Source organism: Rhodococcus sp. IEGM 1370 (assembly GCF_033142325.1).
In the GTDB taxonomy this organism is placed as follows: domain Bacteria; phylum Actinomycetota; class Actinomycetes; order Mycobacteriales; family Mycobacteriaceae; genus Rhodococcoides.
Window position 1 is genome coordinate 1 of record NZ_JAWLRY010000039.1, and the last position, 11082, is coordinate 11082.

Below are 11082 nucleotides of genomic sequence, written 5' to 3' on the forward strand. Positions count from 1 at the left end.
CTCCGGATCGATTTTCTTGGGCATGTGCTCATCCTTCCTGACTCAGAAGGAAGCGGCATCAAACCTGGGGTGATTCAGGCTGTGTCCGATCGAAGGGTGCTGCCCACGTCATCCCAGTCCGCGACGTTCAGGAAGGAGCTTTTGCCTTCCCGCTCCGCCTTCTCAGCTCGTTCGTAGAGTTCGGCCACACCTGCACGGGTCGAGGTGTCGAACGTTTCGACCTGATTCGGCACCGACCCGAACGAGGCGGCGACGTGAGGCCCACCCATGGCCTTGAACAACGGCCACATGATCGCCGCGTTGCTGTCGTCGAAGAGCATTCTGTTGGTCTTGTCAATGGTCATGGTCATCGTCGGTACCTTTCGTCTTCGGCGATTTCTTCAGGGGTGAGCTTGATCTGCTCAGCTTTACGGCGTTCTCGCGCAATCCATTCGGCCTTGCTCTTCGCCGTGACGAACTGGGCCACACCCATCCGTTGTCGCTTGCGTCCCCACGGGCGCACACCGGTCATGCCCGATCGAATGCGAGCGTTGCGTAGCTCGTCCTTGGAGACTTGCTGAGCGTCTGTCGCATCGTCGTCGCGTGAATGTTCACGGCGAGTCATCACAGGCCCCCTAACGCGCGCTGAGCGGCTCGCAGTTGTCGCCTGCTCCGATCGCATTCCTGGTCAGGCCGAGCGCGACGCTTGTGGGTGCAGTCAGCGCGCCTGTCGATGATCGGTATGTCTTCGTACGAGTCGACTTCGTCAGCCCAGTCGAAGACATCACCGTCAGTACTCAATTCCCATGTCGGGCAACCGAGGTCGTGCACGATCTCAGCATCGGTCTCTGCACCTTCACCACACTTCCGGCACACCATCATCAGCACGTCCCCTTGATCAGGTCTGCACCGAGGACGCGCTCACCGTCGATCCGGTAGTACTTCGACGGGTCGATTGGTTTGCCGGACTTGGTGTGCGTTCTGATTGCCCGTCGGAGGGGCGGCTCCCCACTCGATGTCGCAGCAGGTGTGTGAACACCATGATCAGTCTCGACACCGAGGAACCTGAGCAGCGGGTGGGTCGGCACCTTGTATCGCCCGCCCAGCTTGTGCACTGGCACCGGGAACTCCCCCGCCTTCACCATGTTGTACGAAGTCTGTCTCGTCATACCGAGGGCGCGCCCTGCCTCCGCGACCCCGATCACCGAGGGCAGCTTTCGCAACTCTTCGCAGGTCATTGCATCTGCCAATCGCATTTCATTCTCCCAGGCCGAACTTCATACATACGTCGTTCGCATGTCCGTCAAAACGTTATTCGCGTTCATGAATACGCGCAACTGGTGCATGACTATGGTAGTGTCGTATTCATGAAACAGGGCACGGTAGGTCGAAGCGTCGGCGAGAACCTGTATCGCCTACGAGTGAAAGCAGGTGAGAGCCAGAGCGACTGCGCAAAGCGCGTCAACGAGTGGGGAATGAACTGGGCCCAGAGTCACGTCTCGTCGTTCGAGAGTGGCAAGAGGTCGACGGTGACGGTCGAAGAACTCATGATCTTGTCGTGGGCATATGGCGTCCCGATGAGCGAATGGTTCGAGGGCACCGGCACTTTGGGTGTGGGCAACGTCGATGATGCGGACCGCGCTGAGGCCCGAAAGCTGCTGCAGGGCAACAACCCAACGCGCGCCCTAGTCGACTTCAGTGAAGCCGAAGACACCAGCGCTGACGACAGCATCGCACGAAGCATGGGCATCGAGTCGGAGGCAGTTCAGAAAGTCGCCGTCGAGCTGTGGGGCCACACCGCCACGACTGAACGGGATCGACGCCTCAGCGAACACGAGGGCAAGACACCAAAAGAGCTGCGCACGTTGCGCGGTGGCATGACCAAACGACTGCGTCGAGAGATTGAGCAGCAGTTCACAGCACGGAAGAAAGCAAAATGAGCATCACCGCCTACATCCTGGACGGCGATTTACAGATCGGCACAACTGAACCAGACGCGTCCCTTCACTGTGATTGCGGGCGTATATATCCCGAAAGGCCGTGGCCTGCGGATGGGATCAGCTGCGGCCCTGGTGGTCACGTTGTAATCGAACCGAGCGTTGCATGTGAGGGATGCAGTCCCCACGAACCCCGCGTCGTCTTCGTGGAAGCCCCCCACCACAACCACCACCTGCTACTTCTGGAATGGCTCAGCACCGCAGCAGGTCATCGAATCGTGTGGAAAGAGGGGGACTACTCGTCGTTGCCCACATCGTGGAAGTGCTTCATAGCTGACGTACCTGCTTCTTGGTCGACATCGCCGCCCCCTCGGTCGGCGGAGACGCGGTTCCCTATGACCCGGGTGCGATCGGAACGATTGTCTCACTACGCAATAGCTATGGTCCCTGACTCCACAGAGGACAGCACGTCGACGTTTCGCCCAGACCTCGCTGATTGGAACTACTTCGAGGATTGGTTGCAGCGCGAACGGGGACTCCTGCTCTCTGATGTGGCGCACCAGCAGTAATCTCCGCTCCCTATTCGGGCCCTGCACTTCGGTGTGGGGCCTGACTTGTATCTCCGTCCAGAAAGGCGAATCTCATGGCAGGCTCGATCTACAAGCGTTGCGGCTGTACAGAAGTCGACCCCCACACCGGCGAGCGGAAGCAGCGCGGCTCTACGTGCCCAGACCTCAAACGACCCGACGGCGCATGGAACCCCAAGCACGGCAAGTGGGGCTTTACCGTCGGATACTTCGGCCCGGGTGGTGTACGTAAACAGAAGGCTCGCAATGGCTTTGCGACGAAGGGAGCTGCACAGGCCGCCCTCGACGAGTTCCGTGCACGCGCATCCAAGGGGCAGGTCGTCAACGATCAGCTCACCGTCGCGGACTATCTGCGCGAGTGGATCAAGGCCAAGTCCGACATCAAGGCGAACACAGCTGCACACTACGAGCGCTACATCGAGAAGGTCTGGATACCTGCGATCGGGCACGTCCGTCTTAACGATCTTCGGGTCGGCCACGTCGCCGCAGTGTTCGACGACATCAACGACCGCAATGAACGAGTGGCCAGAGGCGCTGTACTCGGCCGTCGCACGACTGGCGCTGCGTCACAACAACGAATGCGCGCGGTGCTGCGTTCGGCCCTCTCGGACGCGATGAGGGAGGGTCTTGTCAGTGCGAACGTCGCGGCACTCGTGAAGATGCCGAGCGGCAAGCGACCCAAGGCGAAGGTGTGGACCGAAGAACGCGAGCAGGTCTGGCGCTCAGAGGTCGAGGCGTTGCTGATGAAGGGGCGCTCGCTCAAGCGTGCCCGCCTCCTCGCTGCGAAGCCCTCGCCCGTCATGGTTTGGACGCCTGCACAACTAGGCGCGTTTCTAGACGCCGCTTCAGAGCACCGTCTGTACGCGCTCTGGCATCTGCTTTCGCATCGTGGACCACGTCGAGGTGAGTCGATCGGTCTCGAATGGCCGGACATCGACCTGAACGCCGGAACCGCCACCATCGAACGTCAGCGCATCTCCGTTATCGGCAAGGTCATCGAGGACACCCCGAAGTCTGATGCCGGCGGTCGTGTCGTGGCATTGGACCGTGGGTGCATCGACGTTCTGCGAGCGCACCGCGTGCAGCAGCGCAAGGACCGGTTGGTGTGGGGTGAAGCATGGGTCGACTCGGGCAAGGTGTTCACACGCGAGGACGGCTCTGCTCTCGACCCCGAGTGGGTGTCGGACGAGTTCATTCGGCTGTGCATCGACGCCGACCTACCGCCCATTCGTCTGCACGACCTCCGACACGGCGCAGCGTCACTGATGCTCGCGGCCAATGTCGACATGAAGGTGGTCCAGGAAACGCTCGGCCATGCGAATCTCGCGACGACGGCGAATACGTACACGTCGGTCTACCCCGACGTTGCCCTGGCAGCCGCAGAGGCCGCGTCAGCGATCGTGCCGCGACGTGCACGTTCGTAGCTTCACTCGCTGGCCAGCAACCACAGTTCGAGCTTAAGGATTTCGAGCGCTGCGACGAATCGTGGGTCATCGGGGTCGTGGCCCGCTTCGATCCACACCGCCCGCTCGATCTCGTCCATGTTCAGTTGGACGCATTGCCCGGCGCGACGATTCCAAGGCCGACCCAGGTGGCTTGCAGCTACGATCCGATTCGTGGCTAACCGTGATCGTCAACCAGCACCGCGCCCCAATAAGGGTGCACCAAGCCTCCCCGGCATCGAGCTTAAGGGCCGAATCGGAATTGCAGCAGTGGGGGTCGTCATCATCGTGGCCTGTCTGTTCGCGCCGGTTCATCCTGCGGTGCAAGGGGCCGCGCTGGTTCTTGGCGGCGCATTGGTCATCGTTGGCCTGATTGCGAACCGTCTCGAAGGACAAATGAAGGTGGGTACGTTGCTTGAGATGAACATGGCCCGCATCGTGACCGAGCGGGAACATGAAATCGTCTCTGGTGACGTGGTTGACATCAAAAACGTGTGGCCCGACATCGACCCGGTAGTTCCTTCGGACTCCATCGAACCCGGCGAATCCGGCGGGCCCACCTTTTCCAAGGTTCTGCCTCGCAACACACGTCTTGAGCTGACCAAAAGCGCTCAGGGCGAGTTGCAGAACTTTTTTCCGGACGACGCTCGCGCCATCGTGGAGGGACTGCTTCATCTCCCCGCGGCACTTGAGACGAAAGACGGCGTGCGCCTCATCGAGCAACCCACCAGCGTCGACTACTACACGTACTCACCCGTAAAAGGGGTTCAAGTGTCGTTCAGGCAAGTGGCTGGAACGGCCAGCGACGGCAAGACCACCTATGTCGTTCTCAGCGTCATTCCGCAGAGCGACTAACAAATCGCCTGCACACGTCACGTACGGCGCGATCGATCAGTCGACGTGCGCGGGCTCTCAGCGACCGATCTCAGCGTGTTTCGATCGCTCTTACGATCGCTGCCATGCCAGCGCCCATGGGACATCACCGCAATTGCTCACACGACAGGTCGCAGATGGCGATGAGACGGTGTCGGGCCAAACGAGCGTCGAAGCCACCTCGCCCATCGAAAGAGAAGCGCTGCGAGGCGTGTGGGTGGACCAAATCGGTCGACAACTTCGAACGACCGAGCGATGTCTGCCTACGTTGCGCCGGATCGAACGTTGACACAACGTGATCACACAGCGCACCTGTTCGTCCAACCAAAACGGCCCCCGACACGATGGTGCATGTCAGGGGCCTGCTGGTGGAGCCGCCTAAGAGAATCGAACTCTTGACCTTTTCATTACGAGTGAAATGCTCTACCGACTGAGCTAAGGCGGCGTGCCTTTCGGCGTTGGTGAGTCTAACGGAGCATCACGTCGAAACGAAAATCGCCCTCCCTCGAGCCGCGAGGCGGGCTCGGCCCCTAGCGCAGCACGTCGCCCAGCGTCCCGACCAACGCGTAGATGGCGAACTTCGGTTTTGCATTGACTGCCAACGACTCTCGGCATTCGAGGATCGCCTCGATGCTCTTCAGCAACGCCTCGGGCGAGACGGCTTTTGCCATGCGCTCGACCTGCTCGGCCATGTCGGGATGGGTTGCCGTGGCGGTCGATCCGTACGAGCGAGCGAGCGCATCTCGATACAGGCCCACCAGATCCATCAGCGCGCGATCGAGTGAATCGCGACCGGTTCTGGTGGCACGCGACTTCTGCCGCTTCTCGAGGTCCTTGAGCACCCCGGCCGAGCCACGCAGTGCGCCCGCCGCACCCTTGCCGGTACCGCCTGCACCGAGAGCCGTCCGCAACTCCTCGGTCTCGGCCTCGTCGCGGGAGGCGCTCATTTCCTTGGCCTCGTCCTCGGCGGCCTTCACCAGCTCCTCGGCCGCGAGGTACGCCTGATTGGGCCGAGCCGCCGCCGACGCCAGCGCCAGTGCGCGCTTACGACGCGCTCGGGCGTCCTCATCGGTGGCGAGACGGCGCGCTCTGCCCACGTGGCCGCCGCTGATCGACGCGGCCCACTCCGCCGTCTCGGCGTCGAGCTTGTCGCGGGTCTGCAGCACCTGCGCGATCGCCGGCACCGTGGGCGTCACCAACGAGACGTGCCGGCACCGCGAGCGCAGAGTCACCGAGATGTCCTGCGGATCGACCGACGGCGCGCACAGTAGGAACACCGTCTTGGCCGGCGGCTCTTCGACGACCTTGAGCAGTACGTTTCCGGCACCCTCGGTGAGCCGATCGGCGTCCTCGACCACCACCACCTGCCACAGGCCGGTGCTGGGTCGACGCGAGGCGATGGAGACGATGTCTCGCATCTCCTTGGTGCTGATGCTCAATCCCTCGGGCACGACGCGTCGCACATCGCCGTGAGTGCCGGCCATGGTCGTCGAGCAGGCCTGGCAGTGCCCACACCCGGGAGTGCCCTCGGTGGTGCACTGCAATGCCGCAGCGAAGCACAGGGCAGCGATGGATCGGCCGGACCCGGGCGGGCCGGTGAACAGCCACGAATGCGTCATCGCCGACGAGTCGACGCCGGTGCGCGCAGCCACCGCAGCGGCCGTCAGATCGGCCTCGACATCTTCCTGACCGACCAATCGATCGAACACACCCGGCATGCACGCAACCCTAGTGGTTGGGGCCGACAACCCGAACCCGCGAACTCGAAGTTACGGCGGCTTTGAACCGTTTTCACATCCATAACTTCGAGCTCGGCGGTTACTCGGTGTCGGTCTTCTTCGCCGGTGCCTTCTTGGCCGGGGTCTTCTTCGCGGCAGTGGTCTTGGTCGCCGTCTTCTTGGCAGCAGCTTTCTTTGCCGGAGCCTTCTTCGCTGCAGCCTTCTTGGCCGGAGCCTTCTTGGCGGCAGCCTTCTTCGCCGGTGCCTTCTTCTTCACCGGACCACGAGCGCGCCTGTCCGCCAACAACTCCGAAGCACGGTCGTCGGTGATCGACTCGACCTCGTCGTCCTTGCGCAGGCTGGCGTTGGTCTCGCCGTCGGTGACGTACGGCCCGAAGCGACCGTCCTTGATCACCATCGGCTTCTCACTGATCGGGTCGACGCCCAGCTCGCGCAGCGGCGGCTTGGCTTCGCCCTGACGACCCCGACGCTTGGGCTCGGCGTAGATCTTCAGCGCCTCTTCCAAGGTGACGGTGAACATCTGATCCTCGTCGGCGAGCGAGCGAGAGTCGGTGCCCTTCTTCAGGTACGGGCCGTAGCGACCGTTCTGCGCGAGGATCTCTTCCTTGGACTCCGGATCGACTCCGACGACGCGAGGCAGCGAGAGCAGCTTGAGCGCATCCTCGAGCGTGATGGTCGCCAGGTCCATGGACTTGAGCAGAGAACCGGTGCGCGGCTTGGGGCCGGTTGCCTTCTTCGCAGCCGCCTTCTTGGCCGGAGCTTTCTTGGCCGCCGCCTTCTTGACCGCGGTCTTGACGCCACCGCCACCGTCACCGTCGTTGCCGGACGGCACCGGGACGATATCGGGCTCGGGGGGCGTGGGTTCGGGTTCCGGCTCGGGCAGGATCTCGGTGACGTATGGCCCGAAACGGCCTTCCTTCGCGACGATGTCGTGACCGGTCAGCGGATCGACACCGAGCTTGCGCCCCTCTTGCGGTGTGGCGAACAGCTTTTCGGCGAAGTCGATCGTCAACTCGTCCGGCGGAAGATCGTCGGGCAGGTTGGCGCGCTGGCTGATCGGATCGCCGTCCGGATCGTCATCGTTCTTGACCATGCGCTCGAGGTACGGACCGTAACGGCCCACGCGCACATGGATTTCGCGACCCTCGGAGTCGTCGAACAGACGGATGGAGTTGATGGTGCGGGCGTCGATCTCTTCGAGATTCTGGCCGACCATCTTCTTCAGTCCACCGGAGCGAGCCACCGAACCCTCGGCACCGGTGTCGCCGCCGAAGTAGAAGCTCTGCAGCCAATTGCCGCGTCGCTCACGGCCTCCCGCGATGGCGTCGAGGTCGTCCTCCATGCCTGCGGTGAAGTCGAAGTCCACCAGACGCCCGAAGTGCGCCTCCAGCAACGCAACCACGGAGAACGCCACCCACGACGGCACCAGTGCACTGCCGCGCTTGTAGACGTAACCGCGGTCGAGAATGGTCTTGATGATCGACGAATACGTCGACGGCCGACCGATGCCCAGTTCCTCGAGCGTCTTGATGAGCGACGCCTCGGTGAAACGCGCGGGCGGGTTGGTGGTGTGACTGTCGGGGTCGAGCTGGGTGGCGGTGACGGCCTGCCCCTGAACCAGTGCGGGCAAACGTGATTCGGCGTCGTCGGACTGTCCGCCGGCCTGATCGTCGACGCTCTCCACGTAGGCCTTGAGGAAGCCGGCGAACGTGATGGTGCGCCCCGAAGCCGAGAAGGTGCACTCCTCGCCGGTTCCGGCCGTTCCGGTGATGCGCAGTGTCAGCGTGGTGCCGCGCACGTCGGCCATCTGCGACGCGACCGTGCGCTGCCAGATCAGCTCGTAGAGGCGGAATTCGTCGGTCTGCAGGGCCGAGTGCAACTGACCGGGCGTCTGGAAGACGTCACCGGACGGGCGGATGGCCTCGTGGGCCTCCTGCGCGTTCTTGACCTTGCGCGTGTACTGACGCGGCGACGGATGGACGTACTCCGGTCCGTAGAGCTCGGTCGCCTGGGTACGTGCCGCCGAGATCGCCGACGCGGACAGCGTCGTCGAGTCGGTACGCATGTAGGTGATGTAGCCGTTCTCGTACAGCCGCTGCGCGACACGCATGGTGCGCTCGGAGCTGAAGCGCAACTTGCGGGCGGCTTCCTGCTGCAGCGTCGACGTCATGAACGGCGGGTACGGCTTGCGGGTGTACGGCTTGTCCTCGGCGGACGCGACCGTCAGGTCGACGCCTTCGAGAGCCTCGTCGAGGCGTCGGGCACGCGGTTCGTCGAGGACGGTCACCGAATCGGACTTGAGCTTGCCGTCGGCCCCGAAGTCACGACCGGCGGCGACGCGATTGCCGTCGACATTGACCAGGCGGGCTCCGAAGCTGCGCGGGGTGGCGTCGGCTCCGGCGTCGAGCGTGGCGGAGATGTCCCAGTACTCGGCACTGCGGAACGCCATCCGCTCGCGCTCGCGCTGGACGACGATCCGGGTGGCGACGGACTGCACTCGGCCTGCCGAGAGCTTCGGCATGACCTTCTTCCACAGCACCGGGCTGACCTCGTAGCCGTAGAGACGGTCGAGGATACGACGGGTCTCCTGGGCGTCGACGAGGTCTTGATCGAGGTCACGGGTATCGGCGGCGGCAGCGAGAATGGCCGGCTTGGTGATCTCGTGGAACACCATGCGTCGAACCGGGATCTTGGGGTTCAGGGTCTCGAGGAGATGCCAGGCGATGGCCTCACCCTCGCGGTCGGGGTCAGTGGCGAGATAGAGCTCGTCGGCGTCCTTGAGCAGGCTTTTCAGCTCTGCGACCTTGCCCTTCTTCTCGGGCGAGACGACGTACAAGGCCTCGAAGTCGTGGTCGACGTCCACACCGAGACGTGCCCATGGCTCACCCTTGTACTTGGCGGGAACGTCCGCGGCACCGCGGGGAAGGTCGCGAATATGGCCGACGGAGGCCTCGACGACGTAATTGCTCCCGAGGTACGGGGCGATCTTCTTTGCCTTGGTCGGAGACTCGACGATGACCAGACGACGTGGCTCGGCGGAGCTGTCCCCCGTGCCGTTGTTACGTGCTGCCACCTTGCTGCCGAACCTTCCCTAGTGCGTTTTCACAGGCAGATTTGCCTGTCCCACTACTAACAGACTGACATACGTCGGCCAAATACTCGCAGATCAGTCACAGATCGGCCTACTCGGCGTGGGGCCAATTGGTACGTGCGTCCACGTTCTGTGGAGCCTCGCCGACGTTCTCGGTGAGCCGCAGCAGCCGGCGTCGACCGGTGATTCGGAGGCCAGGATTGGACCCACGCGTGCCGATGAGTGTCGGCGCGATGCCCGCACGCATCAGCGACTGGGCGAGGACGGCGTGAGTTTCCGGCGCGTGCGGATCCAGACCGAGCACGTACCGCTCCCCCTCCGCCTCGGGACGACCCGACGCGAGCACCCAGGCGCGCAGTTCGCGAGAACCCGGTACCCAACCGGGCGGGACGGCCTTCACAGCGCCCTTGGTCCACAGAGACGCCAAAGCGGACAGTTCGGGCACCGACGCCGTACGCACCAGAGGCCTGTCCTCCTCCGATCGACCGAGCTCCGGCGTCAGACCGCATTGCTCGATGAGTTCGGCGATGGCGTCCGCGCGCCACTGGGCGTCGACCACGACGGAAATTCGGGCCGCACCCGCCGAGGTGACGACATGGCCGGTGGCAGCCAGCAGCCCACCGAGATCGGTCACCGCGGGCGGCAACGACTCGGCGGAGAAGAAGGACAGCTGGTTCACAGCATGGACATTAGGACATCGACGCCCGCGCTCACGGCTTTCGGCGCTCCCCGGTGGTTCGTGGAAACGAAACATCCCCCTTTTCGATCGGCCTTGTAGGACCGATGAAAAGGGGGATGACGGTTCTCGACTCCAAAGAGAAGAGAATCAGATTGCGCGAACGCCCGTGGCCTGAGGACCCTTGGTGCCCTGGCCGACCTCGAACTCGACGCGCTGGTTCTCCTCGAGGGTGCGGAAGCCGCTGCCCTGAATCTCGGAGTAATGAACGAAGACGTCAGCGGAGCCGTCTTCTGGTGCGATGAATCCAAAGCCCTTTTCGGCGTTGAACCACTTCACAGTTCCCTGTGCCATGCTTTTCCTTCTCTTTCTAACACCGGATTCGATGGAGCGCACTTTCGGTCCATCGGGCCGGTTCCGACCGCTGCACTTTCTACGAATACCCCTCAGGATTCCCCCTGACGGACGAGCTCTTCCAGTACCGCGCCCGCAACATTAGATCCTGCGAGCGTAGAACGAACACAGAAGCTGCGACCGCGTCAAGTGAACCATGAACTCCGCGTTCGCAACAGTCGAAAGTCGACCGTTTTCGAACATTTTGTCCGTGTTGTAGAAACGGACAACATCCGACAAGCGAATTACTGCTCCCACCAGGGCGCGGAGGAGCTGAGCAGGTTCCCGCTAGCCTCGATATTTCTCCACGGTGATGTGCCGGCCTGAGCCGGTCGAGATTGCGCTTCGAACCCCGTTGGCGCACG

The 11082-nt window shown here is 62.9% G+C and carries 10 protein-coding genes, 1 tRNA gene and 1 pseudogene; 3 read left to right on the forward strand and 9 right to left on the reverse strand.

The features are described from left to right. Positions 1-74 precede the first annotated feature (74 nt). The 3 genes from R4P47_RS24615 to R4P47_RS24625 form a co-directional block, all read right to left on the reverse strand. Positions 75-350: a hypothetical protein gene (locus R4P47_RS24615; protein WP_317786036.1), complete on the reverse strand. Its 276-nt coding sequence runs from the start codon at positions 348-350 to the stop codon at positions 75-77. Continuing rightward, complete coding sequence (locus R4P47_RS24620) at positions 347-604, reverse strand: hypothetical protein (RefSeq protein WP_317786037.1); 258 nt, start codon at positions 602-604, stop codon at positions 347-349. Before R4P47_RS24620 ends, R4P47_RS24615 begins: the two co-directional genes overlap by 4 nt. Positions 605-860: 256 nt before the next feature. Continuing rightward, positions 861-1235: a helix-turn-helix domain-containing protein gene (locus R4P47_RS24625; RefSeq protein ID WP_317786038.1), complete on the reverse strand. Its 375-nt coding sequence runs from the start codon at positions 1233-1235 to the stop codon at positions 861-863. 273 nt (positions 1236-1508) lie between these two features. Between R4P47_RS24625 and R4P47_RS24630 the strand changes: the two genes are divergently transcribed. The 3 genes from R4P47_RS24630 to R4P47_RS24640 all read left to right on the forward strand — a co-directional run bounded on the left by R4P47_RS24630 (position 1509) and on the right by R4P47_RS24640 (position 4800). After that, entirely contained in the window at positions 1509-1919 is a 411-nt protein-coding gene (locus tag R4P47_RS24630; protein WP_317786039.1) for a hypothetical protein, read from the forward strand. A 640-nt stretch (positions 1920-2559) separates the two neighbouring features. After that, positions 2560-3927 (forward strand): tyrosine-type recombinase/integrase, encoded by a 1368-nt coding sequence (locus R4P47_RS24635; protein ID WP_317786040.1) that lies wholly within the window; start codon positions 2560-2562, stop codon positions 3925-3927. A 192-nt stretch (positions 3928-4119) separates the two neighbouring features. Continuing rightward, positions 4120-4800: a hypothetical protein gene (locus tag R4P47_RS24640; RefSeq protein WP_317786041.1), complete on the forward strand. Its 681-nt coding sequence runs from the start codon at positions 4120-4122 to the stop codon at positions 4798-4800. Positions 4801-5187: 387 nt separating this feature from the next. Here R4P47_RS24640 and R4P47_RS24645 read toward each other — a convergent pair. From R4P47_RS24645 to R4P47_RS24665, 6 genes and pseudogenes are all read right to left on the reverse strand, one after another. Next, positions 5188-5263 (reverse strand) — tRNA-Thr (locus tag R4P47_RS24645). 85 nt (positions 5264-5348) lie between these two features. After that, a complete protein-coding gene (locus R4P47_RS24650) occupies positions 5349-6485 on the reverse strand; it encodes a DNA polymerase III subunit delta' (protein ID WP_411567391.1) in 1137 nt (378 codons plus the stop codon). Continuing rightward, a pseudogene (locus R4P47_RS25180) lies at positions 6482-6520 on the reverse strand (hypothetical protein). Before R4P47_RS25180 ends, R4P47_RS24650 begins: the two are co-directional and overlap by 4 nt. A 116-nt stretch (positions 6521-6636) precedes the next feature. Further along, positions 6637-9630 (reverse strand): type I DNA topoisomerase, encoded by a 2994-nt coding sequence (gene topA / locus R4P47_RS24655; RefSeq protein WP_317786043.1) that lies wholly within the window; start codon positions 9628-9630, stop codon positions 6637-6639. 109 nt (positions 9631-9739) lie between these two features. Next, positions 9740-10327 (reverse strand): hypothetical protein, encoded by a 588-nt coding sequence (locus tag R4P47_RS24660; RefSeq protein WP_094638632.1) that lies wholly within the window; start codon positions 10325-10327, stop codon positions 9740-9742. 147 nt (positions 10328-10474) lie between these two features. After that, positions 10475-10678, reverse strand: coding sequence for a cold-shock protein (locus tag R4P47_RS24665; protein WP_005515803.1), 204 nt, complete (start codon positions 10676-10678; stop codon positions 10475-10477). Between the last annotated feature and the right edge of the window lie 404 nt (positions 10679-11082).

Bases quoted from the DNA above. Each gene is read 5' to 3' on its own strand.
- R4P47_RS24615 (WP_317786036.1), bottom strand. From the start codon at position 350: ATGACCATGACCATTGACAAGACCAACAGAATGCTCTTCGACGACAGC.
- R4P47_RS24620 (WP_317786037.1), bottom strand. From the start codon at position 604: ATGACTCGCCGTGAACATTCACGCGACGACGATGCGACAGACGCTCAG.
- R4P47_RS24625 (WP_317786038.1), bottom strand. From the start codon at position 1,235: ATGCGATTGGCAGATGCAATGACCTGCGAAGAGTTGCGAAAGCTGCCC.
- R4P47_RS24635 (WP_317786040.1), top strand. From the start codon at position 2,560: ATGGCAGGCTCGATCTACAAGCGTTGCGGCTGTACAGAAGTCGACCCC.
- R4P47_RS24665 (WP_005515803.1), bottom strand. From the start codon at position 10,678: ATGGCACAGGGAACTGTGAAGTGGTTCAACGCCGAAAAGGGCTTTGGA.